General features: G+C 63.9%; 16 protein-coding genes. 10 read left to right on the top strand and 6 right to left on the bottom strand.

Annotation, left to right across the window (positions count from 1 at the left end):
* Positions 1-30: 30 nt before the first annotated feature.
* The 3 genes from M2343_RS08695 to M2343_RS08685 all read right to left on the bottom strand — a co-directional run bounded on the left by M2343_RS08695 (position 31) and on the right by M2343_RS08685 (position 3,786).
* On the bottom strand, positions 31-555 hold the full coding sequence (locus M2343_RS08695; RefSeq protein ID WP_264576340.1) for a DUF4365 domain-containing protein: 525 nt from the start codon (positions 553-555) through the stop codon (positions 31-33).
* Positions 556-987: 432 nt separating this feature from the next.
* Positions 988-2,106, bottom strand: coding sequence for a sensor domain-containing diguanylate cyclase (locus M2343_RS08690; RefSeq protein ID WP_264576339.1), 1,119 nt, complete (start codon positions 2,104-2,106; stop codon positions 988-990).
* A 405-nt stretch (positions 2,107-2,511) separates the two neighbouring features.
* Positions 2,512-3,786, bottom strand: a complete 1,275-nt coding sequence (locus tag M2343_RS08685; RefSeq protein ID WP_264576338.1) for an aromatic ring-hydroxylating dioxygenase subunit alpha — start codon at positions 3,784-3,786, stop codon at positions 2,512-2,514.
* 190 nt (positions 3,787-3,976) lie between these two features.
* Here M2343_RS08685 and M2343_RS08680 point away from each other — a divergent pair, with 190 nt between their 5' ends.
* Together M2343_RS08680 and M2343_RS08675 are read left to right on the top strand one after the other, a co-directional pair.
* Positions 3,977-4,597: a MarR family winged helix-turn-helix transcriptional regulator gene (locus M2343_RS08680; protein WP_181558965.1), complete on the top strand. Its 621-nt coding sequence runs from the start codon at positions 3,977-3,979 to the stop codon at positions 4,595-4,597.
* Positions 4,598-4,692: 95 nt separating this feature from the next.
* Entirely contained in the window at positions 4,693-6,183 is a 1,491-nt protein-coding gene (locus M2343_RS08675) for an aldehyde dehydrogenase family protein (RefSeq protein WP_264576337.1), read from the top strand.
* Between the two features lie 359 nt (positions 6,184-6,542).
* Here M2343_RS08675 and M2343_RS08670 read toward each other — a convergent pair whose 3' ends face one another.
* Positions 6,543-7,025 carry a hypothetical protein gene (locus M2343_RS08670; RefSeq protein ID WP_264576336.1) on the bottom strand — a complete coding sequence of 161 codons (483 nt, stop codon included), beginning with the start codon at positions 7,023-7,025 and terminating at the stop codon, positions 6,543-6,545.
* Between the two features lie 56 nt (positions 7,026-7,081).
* Between M2343_RS08670 and M2343_RS08665 the strand changes: the two genes are divergently transcribed.
* Together M2343_RS08665 and M2343_RS08660 are read left to right on the top strand one after the other, a co-directional pair.
* On the top strand, positions 7,082-7,918 hold the full coding sequence (locus tag M2343_RS08665; RefSeq protein WP_264576335.1) for a BRO family protein: 837 nt from the start codon (positions 7,082-7,084) through the stop codon (positions 7,916-7,918).
* A 259-nt stretch (positions 7,919-8,177) separates the two neighbouring features.
* Positions 8,178-8,864, top strand: a complete 687-nt coding sequence (locus M2343_RS08660) for an alpha/beta fold hydrolase (protein ID WP_264576334.1) — start codon at positions 8,178-8,180, stop codon at positions 8,862-8,864.
* A gap of 113 nt (positions 8,865-8,977) precedes the next feature.
* Here M2343_RS08660 and M2343_RS08655 read toward each other — a convergent pair whose 3' ends face one another.
* On the bottom strand, positions 8,978-10,726 hold the full coding sequence (locus tag M2343_RS08655; RefSeq protein WP_264576333.1) for a thiamine pyrophosphate-requiring protein: 1,749 nt from the start codon (positions 10,724-10,726) through the stop codon (positions 8,978-8,980).
* 152 nt (positions 10,727-10,878) lie between these two features.
* Between M2343_RS08655 and M2343_RS08650 the strand changes: the two genes are divergently transcribed.
* The 3 genes from M2343_RS08650 to M2343_RS08640 all read left to right on the top strand — a co-directional run bounded on the left by M2343_RS08650 (position 10,879) and on the right by M2343_RS08640 (position 13,460).
* Positions 10,879-11,988 (top strand): 5-methyltetrahydropteroyltriglutamate--homocysteine S-methyltransferase, encoded by a 1,110-nt coding sequence (locus M2343_RS08650; protein WP_264576332.1) that lies wholly within the window; start codon positions 10,879-10,881, stop codon positions 11,986-11,988.
* Between the two features lie 178 nt (positions 11,989-12,166).
* Complete coding sequence (locus M2343_RS08645; protein WP_264576331.1) at positions 12,167-12,637, top strand: MarR family winged helix-turn-helix transcriptional regulator; 471 nt, start codon at positions 12,167-12,169, stop codon at positions 12,635-12,637.
* On the top strand, positions 12,627-13,460 hold the full coding sequence (locus tag M2343_RS08640) for a p-hydroxycinnamoyl CoA hydratase/lyase (RefSeq protein ID WP_264576330.1): 834 nt from the start codon (positions 12,627-12,629) through the stop codon (positions 13,458-13,460). The genes M2343_RS08645 and M2343_RS08640 overlap by 11 nt, the downstream gene beginning before the upstream one ends.
* A 76-nt stretch (positions 13,461-13,536) precedes the next feature.
* Here M2343_RS08640 and M2343_RS08635 read toward each other — a convergent pair whose 3' ends face one another.
* The gene (locus M2343_RS08635) at positions 13,537-14,964 is read right to left on the bottom strand and encodes an FAD-dependent oxidoreductase (RefSeq protein ID WP_264576329.1); all 1,428 of its coding nucleotides are present in this window, start codon (positions 14,962-14,964) and stop codon (positions 13,537-13,539) included.
* Between the two features lie 171 nt (positions 14,965-15,135).
* Here M2343_RS08635 and M2343_RS08630 point away from each other — a divergent pair, with 171 nt between their 5' ends.
* From M2343_RS08630 to M2343_RS08620, 3 genes are all read left to right on the top strand, one after another.
* Entirely contained in the window at positions 15,136-16,527 is a 1,392-nt protein-coding gene (locus M2343_RS08630; protein ID WP_264576328.1) for an FAD-dependent oxidoreductase, read from the top strand.
* 4 nt (positions 16,528-16,531) lie between these two features.
* The gene (locus M2343_RS08625) at positions 16,532-17,683 is read left to right on the top strand and encodes an FAD-dependent oxidoreductase (protein ID WP_264603877.1); all 1,152 of its coding nucleotides are present in this window, start codon (positions 16,532-16,534) and stop codon (positions 17,681-17,683) included.
* 95 nt (positions 17,684-17,778) lie between these two features.
* Entirely contained in the window at positions 17,779-18,561 is a 783-nt protein-coding gene (locus M2343_RS08620) for an IclR family transcriptional regulator (protein ID WP_264576326.1), read from the top strand.
* Positions 18,562-18,602 lie beyond the last annotated feature (41 nt).

Genomic DNA, 18,602 nt, shown 5'->3' with positions numbered 1-18,602 from the left:
CGGCGCCGGGACTGAAGTCGCTTAGATCAATCATGAAACTTGCGCTTCCCGCCGCGCTTTCTCAGTCGCAAGCAGCTCGTTCAGGCTCTGCGGTGTAAGAAGCTGGCCCATCGGTATTTTAATCCGTTTCTTGGATTTCTCGTTGGGCACAGGATCGCCACGGAAATGGTGCCAGTAGCAACACGTGCGCATGGTCGTAGCATAAGCCGTTATCCCATGCCACGTCGCGGCTTCTTTGGGGAGGCATAGCAGGACAAGCAGTAAAGTTGCTTCGGCGTCGGTTCGGGAGACGATGTCGTTGTACGTTTTCGACTCCAAGTCATAGATGACATGTCCATCCTTGACCTCCCAATTGATTGTAGACTTAGCTTGGAAGGGAAGCGGTATTCCTGAAATGATCCGGCGAGATCCCCTAGTGATTACTGGATCAAACTGCCCATCAACGCCGTAGTCGTTGACATTTCGTAAGCCAAGACAGACTCCAGCCATTCCAGCCACTGCATAAATATGCGCCGCGCAAAGATTCTCCTTTATATGTTCTACGGTAATCGACACAGCTTCCCCCCGCCGCCCGTCGACGCGGCCCCACAGTGACCTGTATCTGTGAGCTCTCGAGCTTGCAATCGTATCCAGCTTAGAATCGGATGCTTGCTAAGCTGTAATCACCGACAAAAAGCCCGGCCAGATCACACCAGCCGGGCCAGTTGGTTGCCGAGAGAGGTCGGCTGACCGCGCGGGCGTCGTCGGCCGCCCTCAGGCGTCGACATAGCCCTTATTGTCCTGGCTGATGCGCATCGCCTCCTGCTGCAGCTTCAGCACATGCGCGGGCTGGCCATATTGGAAGATGAAGCGCTTGAGGTGCAGCGCCGCCGGCTTCGATTTCCTCGGCGGTCATGCCTTCCATCACGGCGTCGCGGTGGATGGCATCACCGAATGATGGGTCGCGTGGCGGCAGCGGGTGCCGTGCTATCAGCCACCCGCTGCACATCACGCCGCCAATCCTGCGACGCGATCCCGCCCCTCTGCCTTGGCGTGATACAGCGCCTTGTCGGCCCGGACGACGGCAGGCTCGAAGCCTGTTTCCGCCGCCGTCACTTGCGAGAAGCCGATGCTGACACTCCATGATCCCGGTGCGGCGCCAGCGGCGCGGCATCGGCTCATCAGCGCCTCGACGATCAGGCGTTGACCTTCGCAACTCGCCGGCAGCAGCAGGATGAATTCGTCGCCACCAATGCGTGCGAGCGCGCCGTCTTGTGCCTGTGCGATCCGGCCAGCCTCCTGCGCAATACCGCGCAAGACGGCGTCGCCTGCCTCATGTCCGTGCAGATCGTTGACGGCCTTGAAATGATCGACATCGATCGCGACGACGGCCGCGCCAGGCGCGAGCAGGCGCCGCTTCTGCACCTCCAGGCCCGCCCTGTTCCACACGCCGGTCAGCGGATCACGAAGCGCTGCGGCGCGCAGCGCGTCCTGCGCCTGATCGACTGGCAGAACCAGCAAACCAAGATTGATGATGCCGAGCAACGCCTGATCTGCGAGCAGCGGCAGGCTGCCCAGCGAGTGGTCGCCCGAGAGCACGCCCAGATCGTCCACCAGCGAAATCAGGAATATGGGGATGTAGGCGAGCAGGCCTGCGCCTGCGATCCGCTGCCCGCGCAATGGCCCCGAGATCATGGCTGTCCCATTGATCGCCATGGCTGCGGTCAGGCCAAGGACATCGGCGATCCGGGGGATCTGGGAGTCTGCCGGGAGCCAGCCTTGGGCCATCAGCAACAGCGGCCCAAGATGGGCAAAGCCGATGACCAGCGCCGGCAGCGCCATCCACGGCGCGAGCACGGGCCGGCCCTCGAACCGGCGAACGCCCATGACGGAGACCGTGTTGCTGAACGCGAGCATCATCAACAGCGCCGTCGCAGCGCCCATGCCGCGCTCACCCCACAGGGCAAAGCCGATCATCACACCGCCGTAGAGAAGCGCGCTTGCCGACCAGAACAGCAGATAATCATCCGCTTTTCGACCACGCCAAAGCAGCAGAAATACGATGCCGAAGGCGCTCGTATTCACGAGGCTGCAGAGCTGCAGCGTGTCGATGTCCAGCAAGTTCATGATTCATCCGATCTTAAAGCTCTCCTGTCCGAGATCGGGTTAACAATGCGTGATGCCTGCGCATTTCATCGCAGCGGACCACCGCGTTTTGAGATCAGCCGTTCAACGGGCACCAAGGTCGCGGACGTGGCCCGACGGGGAGGCGCGGTTCGGAGATCGCGCGGACGGAGCGCTCCGCTTGCTCCGCTTATCGCCGCCCTGGGCTCCTGCCTGCGCAAGAGCACGGAGGATGATGTCCCAGCAATCTCTCTATGTGCTCCTGCGCAGGCAGGAGCCCAGGGCGCAGCGGGCGGACCTCGCAGCCATGCGGCATCCCCCCAAAACAAAAAGCCCGGCCAGATCACGCCAGCCGGGCCAGTCTGATGCCGAGAGAGGTCGGCTGATCGCGCGCGTCGTCCGCCGCCCTCAGGCGTCGACATAGCCCTTATTGTCCTGGCTGATGCGCATCGCCTCCTGCTGCAGCTTCAGCACATGCGCGGGCTGGCCATATTGGAAGATGAAGCGCTTGAGGTGCAGCGCGCCGCCGGCTTCGATGTCCTCGGCGGTCATGCCTTCCATCACGGCGTCGCGGTGGATGGTCGGCAGGGGGATCGCCTTGTTGATCGCGGGGTCGCGGATGATCGCCTTGGGGTCTTCGCCGCGGCCGATCTTCTCCATGTCGCGCAGGAACTGGCGGCGCATCATGCCGATGCCCTTGTCGCTGAGGCCGAGATTTTCCTGCGTCCGGTCCGAGATGGTGCCTTGGCCGATCCAGGCGACGAAATCCTGGTTCATCACATGGCTGGTGATCCACTCGCCGCGCTCGTCCTTGATCGGGCCGAACCAGACCGGGATGGATTGCTGCACATAGGGCTCGGCATCGCGCGGCACGCGGGTGAAGAACCAGCCGACGCTCATCATCGTCTCATCGTCGATGGGCACGCGGAACTCGAAATGGTCGCCCGTGAACATCGCATTGGGCCACAGGCACGCGCGGCCGATGGTCCACAGCGGGTTGGTCTCGTCCGTATCCTCGCGGATGCGGTTGTAGGTGAAGCCATACTCATATTCACGGAAGTCGATTTTTAGGTGCTTGGGGCCATAGGGGCCGGTCTCGCCGCGCAGGCGCTTGCTCCAGTTGGCGTGCATCCACTCGAAATGGATCGGGTCCATCGAGTTTTCCTGCCCCTGCAGCCAGTTGCACGGCAGCTCGGAGATGACGATCTGGCGGAAGCCGTTCTTCCACGAGAAGGGCTCCCAGTCCGGCAGCTCGGGTGCGGGGAGGGGGCCCATATAGGCCCAGAGCAGCCCGGCATGGGCGCGGACCGGATAGGCCTTGATCCGCACCTTGTCCTTGTAGCGCCCCTGCGGATTGGCGGTATCCTCGAAGGGCTGCTCGGTGCAGGCGCCCTGCGCGTCGAACATCCAGCCATGATAGCTGCAGCGCAGCCCGTCGGGCTCGACCATGCCGCAGGCCATGTCGGCGCGGCGGTGGGGGCAGTGGCGGTCCATCAGGCCGAACTGGCCGGAGAGATCCTTGTAGAGCACCAGGTTCTCGCCCATGATCCGCACCGGCTTGGTCGCGCGCGTCTCGAACTCGCTTTCCCCCGCGATGGGGTGCCAATAGCGGCGCAGCAGCTCGCCCATCGGCGTGCCGGGGCCGACGCGGGCCAGCTTTTCATTCTGTTCTGCAGACAGCATGGCGCATCCCTCCTTGATCATCTGCCGGGAATCCGTGGGGCGCGCCCGCGGACTCATGTCGTCTTTGCCAAATCGTTGTCATAGACAACAAAGTGCGTCAAGCCCGTGTTTGCCGCCCGGGCCTTTTTGTTGTGCGCGGGCGGCGGCATCCCTTATACCGGTCCGTTCGAAACCAAGGGGGACCTGTTCTGTGGCCAGAAAGAAGGCCGGCGCATCGGTGGATCGGCCGAGCTTCCGCAACCTGATGACCTTCCGCCTCCATATGGTGGCGCGCTTTTCCGAAGGGATTTCCGAGGAATATTATCGCCGCCACCTGGGGCTCTCGCTGCCGGAATGCCGCGTGATCGGCATCACCGCCAGCTATGGGTCGGTCTCGTTCAAGCAGGTCGCGGCGGATGCGCATCTGGAGAAGAGCTATGCCAGCCGCGTCGTCTCCTCGCTGGTCGAGCGCGGGATCATCGAGAAGCAGGCCAATCCATCGGACAGCCGCTCGGTGCTGCTCCAGCTCACCGATCATGGCAAGACCGTGCACGAGCAGACCTATGCCCTCGCGCTGCGCCTCAACGAGGTGCTGCAGATGCCCTTCACCCGCAAGCAAAGCGATGATTTTCTGGCGTTTCTCGGCCAGCTGGATCAGCAGCTCAAGCGCGTGAGCGGGGTGGTGGAGGATGTCGATGCGCTGGGCAAGGTGCCCCGCATCGAGAGCGCCCCCGCGCCGGAGACCCGCAGCGATGGCGCCATGATGCTGGACCGCGCCTTCGCCCAGAAGCTGCACGACATGCTCGGCCGCTATCTCGCCGAAAACCCCTGAGCGTTTCGCGCCCGATTTCGGCCAGCACGATTTCGGGGTTGTAGATTCAAACAACAATATCCATGCTCCTGCGCAAACGAGTCAGGAGATGATGGATGGGCGAGGGAACAGTGCTGGAGCGGCCGGCGAGCGTGGCGGGTGCGGATGCGCATCTCATCGGCGGCAAGCTCGTTCGGGGCGCTTTCGAGGACGGGGGGCGCAGCTTCGCGGTGATCGATCCCGCCACCGGCCGCCCCTTCGCGCTCTGCCCGGAGGCGTCGCAGGCCGATCTCGATGCCGCCGTCGCCGCCGCCCGCGCCGCCTTCCCGGCCTGGGCCGCGCGTACCCCGGAGGATCGCCGCGCGCGCATCCATGCTCTCGCCGACAGCATCGCCGCCGCTGCCGATCGCCTCGCCCCCTTGCTCACCCGCGAACATGGCAAGCCCATCGAGCAGGCGCGCATGGAGCTGACCGTCGCCGCGCATCACATGAAGCAGCTCGCCGCGCTGGAGATCGGCGATGAGGTACTGCGCGATGATGCGCGCGGCAAGGTGGAGCTGCGCTACCATCCCCTGGGCGTCGTCGGCGCCATCGCGCCGTGGAACTTCCCCATCGCGCTCGCCATGCACAAGGTCGCGCAGGCGCTCTACACCGGCAACACGCTGATCCTGAAGCCCTCGCCCTACACGCCGCTCACGACGCTGGCGGTGGGCGCGCTCGCGGCCGATGTGCTGCCCGCCGGCGTGATGAACGTCCTCGCCGGCGGCAATGATCTGGGCGCCTGGATGACCGCGCATGAGGGGATCGACAAGATCAGCTTCACCGGCTCGGTCGCCACCGGCAAGAAAGTGATGGCCAGCGCCGCCGCCACGCTCAAGCGCATCACGCTGGAGCTGGGCGGCAATGATGCGACGCTGGTGCTGGCCGATGCGGATCTGGACAAGGCCGCCGCCGGCATCGCCCGCAGCGGCTTCTACAATTGTGGGCAGATCTGCATGGCCATCAAGCGCGTCTATGTGGCCGAGCCCGTGCGCGATGCCTTCCTCGAAAAGCTGGTCGAGAAGGTGCGCGCGCTCAAGGTCGGCCCCGGCAGCGAGCCCGGCATGGACATGGGGCCCATCCAGAACCTGCCGCAATATGAGAAGGTGAAGGCCTATCTGGAAGACGCCGTCGCCCGCCCCGGCGCGCAGCTGTTGACGGGCGGGAGCGCTAGCGGGGGGACGCAGGGCGGCGCGCACGGCGAGGGGGGATACTTCATCGAGCCGACCATCATCACCGGGCTGGATGAGAGCGTGCCCTTGGTCTGCGAGGAGCAGTTCGGCCCGGTCATGCCCGTCCTCACCTTCGCCAGCGAAGATGAAGCCGTGCAGCGCGCCAACGCCACCCGCTTCGGCCTCGGCGCCTCCGTCTGGAGCACAGACGAAACCCGCGCCCGCGCCGTCGCCGGTCAACTGATGGCCGGCACCGTCTGGATCAACCGCCACGGCCTCAACGAGTCAGACGTGCCCTTCGGCGGCATGAAGGACTCCGGCTACGGCCGCGAGCATGGCGTGCTGGGAATACGGGCCTATCAGGAACTGCAGGTGGTGAGCCGGCCGGTGGGGTGAGGGGGTTAAAGCCCTCGCGCCTGAACCTCGCCCCGTTCGTGTCGAGCGAAGTCGAGACGCCTCCGACAAGGCGCCGTTCTGTCTCGACTTCGCCTAAAAGCTACGTCAGTTTGCGAGTGGCGAGGGGGTCATCTTCCTGCCAAGTTGAGCTCCCCCAATATTGTGGGGGGGAGGGAGGGCATGAGCAAGGCATCCTCCCGCTCAGGTTACCAACCTCGCTTAACGCGCGCGGCGGCGGCCTTAAGCGGCTAGATACCACCTAGCGCAAGCTCCCTCTCCCTTGCGCGGGAGCGGCGGTTGTGTTCGGGTGATGCGACATCATCACTTGCGATTTTGATGGGTTAGAAAATTCCCCCCCATCAAAACGGAATTTCATCATCATTAATATCGTCGACTTGGCTCCGGCCGCCTCCAAAGTCGGGAGGAGGAGATTCCTCCTCCTCGATCACTTCAAAATGCCCAAGTTCGATGAGGCCAAACGTGCTTGGCGCTGGTCGGCTAAAAATCTCTTCTCGCCGGACGTAGGCCGCAAGCGAGCCAGCTAGCGAGGCCTTGCTATCGCGGGTGACTTCCTTGCCCATCGCCTCCAGCAATTCGTCAAGGTAGACCGGCTCTCCTCTCTCAAGAATAATCTCGCGCGCCTGTGCCACAGCGCTACCGGCTCGCAATTTGGTCTCTGTATCTTCAACGTCTGCAACCGGCTTGCTGGCCTTATCCATGAGCTTCAGCACATCGCGCAGCGCTGCGACATAGACCTTCGCAGCCTTTATCTTGTCCTCCAAACCGTCAATCTCGGCCTGCTTCTTTGAGATCTGCGTCTCGATGACTTGGCGCTCGTTCACCCGTCGACTCCGCGTTCCTGGTCGTGTATGTGATGGGATAAAGGAGTGCATGTGATATGGCAACCGACATCGCCAAGACGCCGCAGTATAAGCACACGATTAGGCGCCTCGAAGAGATCAGAAGACGCAGTCCAAGCGGGCAGGATTTTTGGCTGGCCCGCGAAATTGCGCCGATTTTGGGCTATATGGTATGGGATAAGTTTGTCCCAGTGGTGGAGAGAGCGAGGGATGCCATAGCTAACAACGGAGAGAATCCATCCCATCATATTGCTCCAACGAGCAAATTGATGGGAGTGGGCAAGGGAGCGAGGCGTCGGGGTGATGAATTTTTCCTGAGCCGTGCCGCGTGCTATCTCATCGCTATGAATGGTGACCCTGCCAAGCCAGCTGTTGCTGGCGCACAGGCCTACTTTTTAATCCAGACCAGAGCCTCTGAACTGCGCGCACAGGCTTTCAAGGACGAAAAACGGATCAATCTTCGCGGCAAGGTCACTTTGGCTAACAAGCGGATTGGAGACATCGCGAAAGATGTAGGCGTTACGCGATACGGCCTGTTCCACGACGCAAAATATCGTGGCATTTACAATATGAGTGCGAAGGAACTGGCTCGGCACAAGGGTCTCCTTGATGGCGAAACCATCCTCGACCGCGCCGCCGCTCTTGAGCTATCCGCTCACGAGTTTCAGGCCAATTTGGCGGCCGAGAAAATTCTGAACGAGGGTATCTCCGGCGAGGCCAACGCGATCAGAGCCAATCGCACGGTCGCGGAACATGTCCGGAGCGTAGTGATTCAGCAGGCAGGCCGTGCCCCCGAAGATTTGGCCATCGAGCCGGACCACATCAAAGATGCGCAGCGGCGCGTGAACCAACTCAAGATGCTTCCAAAGGACTAGTGCGGTCCCATCACATCACTTCGGACCTAACGTGGGTTCAGGGGATAAAGGGGGTTTTAAATGAGGCGAGAAAAGTTAAATGGCTCGTCAGGTTCTAGTGCTCACTGGTCTGCTTGAGCTCCTGTACTAGGGCGCGTGGACAAATTGCGATGGCCGCTTTTAGCGGTGATTATCCTGAAACCGGCCTGCCCGGACACGACCACTTGCTGCCGTTCCCGAACTAGCTAGACGGTATCCGAAACTGGGGGAAGGCAACCAAATGGAACTGGTGCTCTTGCATGCACTGCCATTTAACGGGTCGATGTGGACTCATCAACGGAACCTCATTCCAGGTCGAACACATACGCCGGACCTTTATGCCTTTGGCGACACGCTCCACGATTGGGCCGCCGCCATTCTTGAGAGGGTGAGCGGCCATCGGCTGCTTGTCGTAGGCAATTCGATCGGTGGCTCCTGTGCTTTGGAAGTAGCGGCACTCGCACCCGAGCGCGTGGCTGGAGTAGTTCTGATCGGCGCAAAAGCGGCGCATCGTCCAGAGCCCTCCCTTCGTAGCGAAGCATGCCAACTGCTAATGGAGCAGGGTATGAAGCCGGCTTGGGAGCGCTACTGGGGGCCGTTGATTTTCCCAAAGGCTTCTCAGCAGATACACCTGAAAGCCAAGCGATGTGCCATGAGCATGGATCGCGCGGACATCGCGAAGGGAGTGAATGCCTTTCACACCCGACCAACGCGTGACGATTTACTCCCTCAGCTCAGTTGTCCGTTGATTTGCATTTCTGGCGAGTATGACATCGCGCCCGGCCCGATCGTTATGGCTAGCCAAGCGAAGGCTGCAGCGGAAGGGCACCTCAAGATCATACCCAACTGCGGACACTACGTGCCCTTCGAAAAGCCCGCTGAACTAAATGCGCTCTTACGCACGCTGATCGAAAATTTGGACGACTAAAGCCAGACCGGCTAGTCCGCTCCCCACGCCATTCGAGCCATTCCCCGCCGAGGAATGGCTCGTCTAAAGCGGGCAAGTGGTCGCTCGGAATTTGTCCACGCGGCCTAAGCCCCCTATCGCCCCACCTTCACCTCCACCAACACCTGCCGCTTCTCCTCCCGGATCACCCGCGCCGCCTCGCGCAGCGTGTCGGCCAGCGCGGCCGGGTCGGCCACGCGCGCGGTCCACGCGCGTGAGGCCTGCGCGATCTTGCAGAAGTCGGGCAGCGGCTCGAGCGATGTGATCGGCATCACATTGGCGCGCGCCGCGTGGCCCTGGGGGTAGATGCCCAGGGTCGATCCGCGCACCGCGCCCCAGATGCCGTTATTATAGACGATGGTGAGCAGCGGCAGGCCGTGCGCCTCGGCGATCTGGTGGCAGGCGACCGGATTGGCAAACATATAGCTGCCATCGCCCACCGTCGCGACGACGAGCCGATCGCGGTCCGCCAGCTGCACACCCAGCGCGGCGGGGAGCCCCCAGCCGAGTCCGCCGGAAATCGGGTTCTGGAAGAACTGGTCGCCGCGCAGGCCGGTCACGAATTCCGGCTTGGCGCCCAGCTCGCTGACGATGCAGCCCTCCGCGCCGATCAACTCCACGATGGTGCGGGTGACGAAGGCGGCCGACATCGGCGGCCCGGCGCGCACGGCGCTGTCCAGCTGCGCGCGCCGCGCGGCGTGGCGCTCGGCCAGCCGGGCGAAGCGGGCGGAGCGGTCCCGCGCCAATGTCGGAGGGGGCGTCATGGCCTGCATCGCCTCGTCCAGCGCGGCGATGATGTGGGCGGATTCGCCGGTCAGTGCCAGATCGGTGGCAAAGCCGCGCAGGGGCACTTCCAGCTGGTGCGGATCGGCCCCGGCCTGGATCACCGTCGCCTGCTCGGCAAAGCCGTGGCGGTGCGGCAGCCAAGGCACGATGGCATCGAGCACCAGCACCACGTCCGCCGCCGCCAGGTCCTCGCCGGGGTCGAACCCGCCATGCATGGGCGAGGCGCCGTCGATGGAGAGCTGCGAGGGCCAGAACTCGACCACGGGGATCGCGTGGCGCTCCGCAAAGGCGGTGAGCGCGGCGAACCCGCCACCCCGCGCACCCGTCCGGAAGGCGACGATCAGCGGGCGCTCCGCGGCATCGAGCAGCCGCGCGGCTTCCGCCAGATCCTCCGGATGCGGGGCGGCGCGGGCGGCGGCATTGCGCGGCTTGCTGTCGCGATAGGTCGTCACTTCGCACAGCGCCTCGCGCGGCAGGCCCAGATACACCGGTCCGCGCGGGCTGGAGGTGGCGATGGCCACCGCACGGTCGACCAGCGGGGCGCTCTGCTCGGGGCGGGAGAGGGTGGCGTCCCACTTCACCGGCTCGCGCACCATCGCGGTCTGGTCGCGCATGTTCTGGCCCCAGTTGATCGGCGAGTTGCGGTGGCCGAGCGGCCCGTGCTCGGTATGCGGGGTGATGCCGCTGGCGAGGATCATCGGCACCTGGTCGGAGGCCGCGTTGAGCACGCCCATCACGCAATTGGCCAGGCCCACATTGGTGTGGACCATCACCGCCTGCGGGCGTCCGGTCGCCAGATAATAGCCATGCGCCATGCCGAGCGCGGCCGTCTCGTGCGGGATGAGGATGGGCGTGGGCACCTTGAAGTCCGCCACCTGCGCATGGGCAAAGCCCTCGATCACCGGCGCAAAGTCCGTGCCGCCATTAGCAAACAGATAATCGATGCCGTTAGCCGCCAGCCGCCGCAGGAAGATCTCGCCCGCCGAAGCCTCGATGATGGGGGCGTCGATATCCGCCGTCTCCGCAGGGGCAGAAACAGGTTGCGCCGGACTGACCATGAAATCTCCTATCTGTGGCAGCTTATTTTGTTGTCATTGATAACGAAAATTGTGGCTGCTGCAAGGAATCGTGCTATTGGCGAGGGGCAGGGATTGTCTCAAATGACGATCATCAAAACCGCATTCTGTTGTTGCCCAAAGGAGAGTTTTGCATGAAGCCAGCGCCGTTCCGAGCCGACCATGTGGGCAGCCTCATCCGCCCGGAGTATCTCATCGAAGCCCGGAACAAGAAGGCCGCCGGCGAGCTCAGTGCGGAGGAGCTGCTGACCATCCAGCAGGACGCGATCCGCGAGGTCGTGGCGCTGCAGGAAGGTGTCGGCCTCAAGTCGATCACCGACGGCGAATATAATCGCGGCAGCTGGCACACCGATTTCCTGCTCCGCTTCGCCAATGTCGAACCCTGGCAGTCCAGCCACCGCACCACCTTCCGCAACGAGCAGGGCACGGTCGAGAGCAAGCCGCATACGGTGCGCATCACCGGCAAGCTCAGCCGCCCCAAGCCGATCTTCGTCGAGGACTTCAAGTTCCTCAAGACGGTGACGAAGGAAACGCCCAAGATCACCATTCCCTCGCCCTCGATCATGCACTTCCGCGGCGGGCGCGATGCCATCGATGCTGAGGCTTATCCCACGATGGAGGAGTTCTACGCGGACCTGGCGGCAGTCTATGCCGAGGAGATTGGCGACCTCATCGATGCCGGCTGCCGCTATCTGCAGATCGACGAGACCAACTTCGCCTATCTCTGCGACCCCACCCTGCGCGCGCAGGTGCCGACCAGTATCGGCGAAGATCCGGACGAACTGCCGCACGTCTACGCCAAACTCATCAACGCGGCGATTGCGGCCAAGCCCGATGATATGGCGGTGTGCATGCATGTCTGCCGGGGCAATTTCGCCGGCCGCTGGGTCGCCGAGGGTGGCTATGATCCGGTCGCTGAAGTCATGTTCAACGAGATGAACATCGACGGCTATTTCCTGGAATATGATTCCGACCGCGCCGGCGGCTTCGAGCCGTTGCGCTTCCTGCCCAAGGGCAAGACCGTGGTGCTCGGCCTCGTCACCACCAAGCGGGGCACCATGGAAAGCCCCGACGAACTCAAGCGGCGGATCGAGGATGCGGCGAAATATGCAGATATCAGTCAGCTCGCTTTGTCCCCGCAATGCGGCTTCTCCAGCGGCATCGGCGGCAACATGATGGACATCGAGCACGAAAAGGCCAAGCTGGAGCTGGTCGTGCGCGTAGCGGAGGAGGTCTGGGGCTGACGCCGCCACGCGCGATACAGCAATGATTTCTGAGGGGCGGCATCGGCAGGTGTCGCCCTTTCGCATGCGGTGCAGCGAAGGCGAAGCCGGTTGACAGTCAGCGGGATAATTATCAAGAAGCTTTATATAAAGTAGATTGTTAATTTGAACGGCCGGAGGTCGGCGGGAGAGGGGGAGCATGAGCGGGCAGTCGCGATCCGATGATGTCAGGCCGCAACGGCTGCTCTATCTGCTCAAGCGCGGCTACACCGCCGGCAAGCTGGAGCTGGACGAGGTGGTGCGGGCGCACGGGCTGACGACCAGCGATTTCACGATCCTCTCTTTCCTCAAACGCCTCGCTCCCTGTTCCGCGGCGGAGCTGGCGCGGGTGCAGCGGGTCACGCCGCAGGCCGCCACCCAGCAACTCGCCCAATTGCGCGAGAAGAGCCTCATCACCAGCGAGACCAGCGAACTCAACCGCCGGATCTCGCTCATCAGCTTGACGCCCGAGGGACAGGCGCGGTTCGAAGCGGTCAATGCCGATGCGCGGCGGCTGGAAGAGCAACTCACGGCCGGGCTGGCGGAGCAAGAGCGCAAGACATTGCTCGATCTGCTCACCCGCCTGGTCGTGTCCATGGAAGCGAAAGGACAATCCATCGATGACAAGTGAACACACCTATCAGGCCGTGAAGGTCACGCTGGATGACGGCATCGCATGGGTGTCCCTCAACCGCCCTGCCAAGCGCAATGCGATGAATCCCACGATCAATCGTGAGATGTGGCAGGTGCTCGATGAGCTGGAGGTGCGGGACGATGTCGGCGTCGTCGTGCTGACCGGTGAGGGGGAGGCCTTCTCGGCCGGCATGGACCTCAAGGAATATTTCCGGGAGACTGAGGGCGAATCCGCCATTGTACAGGCCCGCTTTCGCCGCGCCGCGACGGATTGGATGTGGCGGCGCCTGACGCACTATCCCAAGGCCACCATTGCGATGGTCAACGGCTGGTGCTTCGGCGGGGCATTCACGCCGCTGGTCGCCTGCGATCTGGCGATTGCAGCTGATGAGGCGACCTTCGGTTTGTCCGAGATCAACTGGGGGATCATCCCGGCGGGCAACGTCACGCGCGCCGTGGCGCAGGTGATGAACCACCGCGACAGCCTCTATTACATCATGACCGGCGATCCGTTCGATGGGCGCAAGGCAGCGGAGATGGGGCTGGTCAACCGCTCGGTGCCGTTGGCCGATCTGCGTGCCGAAACCGAGGCGTTGGCGCGCAAGCTACTCTCCAAGAACCCGACCATCCTGCGCCACGCCAAGTCCGCGTTCAAATATGTCGAGCGGCTGGATTGGGACACGTCCGAGGCGATGCTCGGCGCGATGGCGGCGACGGCGGCGGGCCAGGATACCGAGCGCGGGCGCCGCAAGGGGATGACGCAGTTTCTGGACGAAAAGTCCTTCAAGCCCGGCTTGGGCGGGTATCGCCGCGAGGAGTGAGCGGTCCTCGGGTTGAGTGACCGAAGCTTGTCCACCCGCGTCCCCTGTCTTGGGCAGTGGACGCGGGGCACACAATTCAATCCATCAGCACGTTGAGGCCGCGACTGGCGAGGGTTTCCCGTACCTGCTGCACCCGGACCTTGCTCCGGTCCAGATTCATGCCGCCTTCGCTCAGCAGGGCGCGCACAGCATCCGTATCGACCTGACGCGGCGAAACGCCGTCCCGCACTGCCACGGCGGCGGCGACGCCAGCAGCCTCGCCCATGGCGATGCATTCGGGCATCAACCGCACGCGTTGATGGGCCTCATTGTCGAATGAAACGGTCTTGCCCGCGACCAGCAGATTCTCGATGCCTTGCGGGAGCAGGCAGCGATAAGGCAGGCCCAGCACGACGACCGAGATCGGCATTTCGGTGAGGTCATGGCCCTTGCCGCCCTCGCTGCCATCGGGCTTGTGGCGCACCCAGCCTTTCACATTCGGGCCGCGATAGACCTTGAGGGCGATCTCGTCCGCAAAGGTGGCGCCATCGAAGATGTCGTCGCGGGTGAGCGTGTAGTCGCCGACAATCCGGCGGCTGTCCCGCACACCGATCTGCGGCGCCATATCGATCAGGAAGGCGTCCTCCATGCCGGGAATGCGCTTGACGAACGGCAGGAAATCGCGCGCCCGGCGGCGACCTTCCACCTCCGCGCCGGTGAGGTCGGCGGCGTCGGTGGGATCGCGATTGAGCACCTGCACGGCGTAGAGATAGCCGATGCCATGGCGCAGATTGGCCGGTGTAGCACCAAAGATCGAGATGTGATGGCCGAATGTGCCGGGCAGGGCACCTTCTTCCTTGCCCTGGGCCACCAGCGACTTCCAGCCGGTCAGGTGGACATATTGGGCACCATCGAGTGGATTGGCGGGCGTACCCCACAGCTTGGAGAAATCGTCCGGGTTCGCGCGGGCGTGAGCCTGCATCCGCTCCCAGTCGACGCCGCCCATGCGGCACAGCATCATCATGGGCTGTGGGTCTTCGCGCGGATGCATGGCGACGCCGGCGCGCGCGGCGACATCGGCATCGCCGCTGGCATCAATGATGACATCGGCGAGAATGGCCTGCCGGCCGGATTTGTTCTCGATGATGACGCCCTTGAGTGCATCCCCCTCACGGATCACGTCGACGACATTGGTGTTGAGCAGGAGATCGACGCCGGCTTCCACCAGCATGTCGAGCACCACCAGCTTGAGCATCTCGGGATCGTAAGCGAGGTTGAAATATTCCGGCAGGAAGGTCTCTGCCGCAGCATCATGCGCGGCGAGGCGCTGCTGCATCTCGCGCAAAATGCCGCTGATATTCTCGCAACTGAGGAATTCAGTGACGAACGACATCGGCCCGGTGCCGCCGACAACGGCGTTGCGCTCGATCAGCAGCACTTCCGCGCCATTGCGTGCGGCGCGGATCGCCGCTGGGTATCCCCCCGCGCCGGCACCGACCACCAGAACCTGCGTGCGCCGTGCCACCGGGATCTCCCGTGCAGCCTCGGTGATGGTTTCCCGTGCGGTGGGAGCCCCGAATCTTTTCTCCATCTAAAAATAATATAGTTATATGGTTTGCGTCGCAAGCCGCTATCTGGTCTTGCAAAGAATATTATAGTTAGATAGTTCGCCTCAGCCGAGAACGAGGGGTATTACATGACAGCCGTGGACGAGCAGGACTGGATCGAGGAGCAGCCGCAAGGGCTGCCGGTGGTTGACCGGGCCGCAGTGCTGGTCTGCGGCGGAGGCGCTGGCGGCGTCGCTGCAGCGGTCGCCGCAGCCCGCAATGGCGCCGACGTTCTGATGATCGAGCGGGATACAACCTTGGGCGGCACCGGGCCGCGCTCGTTCGTCACGGAATATCATCAAGCCTTCTTCACCGGCGGGATCATGAAAGAGGTGATCGAGCGGCTACGCGCCAATGGCGGCGCCGATCCGGACCTGGAGGACGGGCATTTCGCCGTGCCGTTCGACCCCGAAATCCTCAAATTTGTCCTCGCCGAACTGGTGGAGGAAGCCGGCGTGCGTGTGCTGCCGCAGACCTGGGTCACCGATGCGATCGTCGAGGATAGCGCTGTGCGCGGCGTGGTCATCGAGAACAAGGCCGGGCGGCAGGCCGTGCTGGCCGACGTGGTGATTGACGCGACCGGCGATGCCGACGTTGCGGCCCGGGCCGGAGCGCCGATGCAAGAGTATAATCACCCGCAGCCGATGGTGATGCTCTTCCAGATCGGCGGGGTGGATTATCGCCACAGTCAGGATCGCAAGGGTCGCACCGAGATGGTGAAGGCAGCCAAGGCCGCGGGCGTGCTGCTGGATGACGTCTATCTCGACAACTTCTCCAATTTCGGCATCGCGCCTTCCACCCGGGCCGGGCAGATGGGTTACATCTACGGCGTCCGTGTGCTGCACCGCGACCCTTATGATGCCGACGAGCTGACGGATGCCGAGGTCCGTGCCCGGCAGGGCGTGCGCGCCTTCATGCCGTTCCTGCGCACTGTGCCGGGGTTTGAGGAGGCCTATCTCATCAAGGCAGCGCCGATGATCGGCGTGCGCGATTCCCGGCGGATTTTGGGCGACTACACACTCACGCGCGACGACATATTGGAAGGCCTCTTCCACGCGGACGACATCTTCAAGCGCTATCACCGCCTGCCGGACACGCTCGGCTTCGTGCGCCATCCCTCGGACGGCAGCGAAACGACGGCAGCCTTCCGCGAGCGGCTGGCTAACGCCAAGATGGTCACGTCCGTGTTCGGCGTGCCCTTCGGTTGCCTGATGCCGCAGGGCATCGAGAATCTTTTGGTTGCCGGCAAGACCGTGTCGATGAGCTATGAGGCCCATTCACGCTGCCGGCAGATTCCCGATTGCATGGCCTTCGGTCAGGCGGCGGGCACGGCGGCGGCGCTGGCTTGCCGGGGCGGGGTCACGCTGCGCGAGGTCGCCATCGATGAATTGCAGGCCCTGCTGATCGCGCAGGGCCAGAACTTGGCCGATGGCGCGATCGACATCAGCAAGGCCAAGATTCACAATATGGTGCGGGATTAAGCGGATGAGCACGACGATCATGGAACGCACAGCTGGCGCGACGCGCGGTGAGATCATGCTGCCGGGCCGCCGAACCCCGGTCTATCGCGCGGTCGACGTGCTGGTGTGCGGCGGCGGATTGTCCGGCGTAGCGGCGGCTGTGGCGGCGGCGAGGGGCGGGGCGCGCACGCTGTTGGTGGAGCGCAACGTCGTGCTGGGCGGCAATGGTCCCTTGTCCTTCGATATCGCCCTCACGCCCGCAGCACAGGGCATCGCGGCCGAGCTGGTCAGCCGGCTGGAGCGAAGCGGCGAAGCCGGGCCGGACCTGTTGGGTGATGGTCTGGTTCATGATGCCGAGGCGCTCAAATATGCGCTGCTCGATCTCGCGCAGGAGGCGGGGGTGCAGCTACTGCTCTCCAGCTGGGCGGCCGATCCCATCGTGGAAAAGGGCGTCGTGCGGGGCGCGATGGTCGAGAATAAGTCCGGGCGCTTCGCTGTCCCGGCCGGCGTGGTCATCGACGCCACCGGCGATGGCGAACTGGCGATGCGGGCGGGCGCCGCCATGCGCGGGCTGGACGAGCCCGCCAGTATCGCCATGAATTACCGGATCGGCGGCGTCGCGTTCGATGCGGTGCTGGCCGGACAAGCGACATGGCCTGCCCGCCTCGCCGAGGCGAAGGCGCGGGGCGTGCTGTCGCCCGATCAGCCGGACCGACTCGTGCTCTATGGGATAACGTCAGCGGGTCGGGACAGGGGCGTGGCCTATGTGCGCGGGCCTTCCATGCAGGTTGATGGGGCGACCAGCGTCGCGCAATTGGGCGCGCAGGAGGCGCGGGCGCGGACATTGATCCGCGAGATCCTGCCGCTCCTGCGGACCCTGCCTGGACTCGAAGCGAGCTTTCTGATCGACGTCGCGGGTGCCATGCAGGCCGCGCGCCTTCGCCATGTCGTGGGCGCACATGTGCTCGGCGTTGAGGACGCGCCCCTGAAGAGCGATAGTGCGCTCATCGATGCGGCACTGCGCCCCCGCGAGTTGAGCGGGCTGTTCGTCACCGGGCGGGCTGTCTCTGCCGATCCGCGCGCCTGGGCCGCGCTGGGCACGGGCGGATCGTTACAGCTCGGCGAGCGAGCAGGCGCGCTTGCGCTCGCGCACCTGGCGGCCCGGTCCGCTGCCTGATCGCGACCGAACTCGGCAATGGCGTCAGCGGTGAAGATTTCGTAGAAGACGCTCCCCCGGCAGCGCGGGGTGTGGGGCGGAGCGTCTTCTTTTTCATGGATTCATCGACCAACACCGATCGCGGCTCCGGCGCCCGCATGATTGCGCTGCTCAAACTGATCGGCGAAAGTGACGGCGATTGCGCGCTCAAGGATCTTGCCGCGGGCACGGGGATGCCGGCGAGCAGCGTGCATCGGCTGTTGCAGATGCTGATTCGTGGCGGGTTGGTGGAGCGGGGTGACGGCACATCCTATCGGGCCGGGCGTGAACTGTTCAGGCTGTCAGCCAATATTCTGAGCCGCAGCCATTATGTCGCGGCGGTGCGCCCGTTCCTCCGCACTCTGTGGGCGGGTTGGCAGGAGACGGCGGTATTCTGCACCTATGATGCCCCCCATCACCGCGCCATCGTCTCCGAACGAATCCTCACGCCACACACGCTGCGGCATGTGCTGGAGCCCTATACCGATCTGTCGCTGACCTGGGGGTCGCTGGGCCGTGCCATTCTCGCCCATCTGGAGGCGGAGGATCTGGCGGCGGCGCTCGCGCAGAGCCCGGTGGGACCATTGACTGGCGCCCCGACGCCGCCGCCCGAGGTGCTGGTGGAGGAACTGGCCGCCATTCGGGACCGGGGCTGCGCGATCTTCTACAGTCAGGAAGCCGATGTGGCGGGCATCGCGGCGGCTGTCTTCCGCAGCGGGAATGCGGTGATTGGGTCGATCGGCCTCACGATGCCGGCCAAGCGCTTCGGCACGATGGACCGCGAGCGCATGGCGAGCGACGTCATGGCGGCAGCGCGCACGCTCAGCGCTACCTTCGGCCACGCCTCCGCCGAGGCCTGACGCCCGCCCTGGCGGGCCAGGGCGGATCGTCAGGGTTAGGC

It is taken from the genome of Sphingobium sp. B8D3B (assembly GCF_025961875.1).
GTDB lineage: Bacteria > Pseudomonadota > Alphaproteobacteria > Sphingomonadales > Sphingomonadaceae > Sphingobium.
The sequence above is the reverse complement of the archived record's forward strand: the minus strand, read 5'-3'. Positions and strand labels throughout refer to the sequence as shown.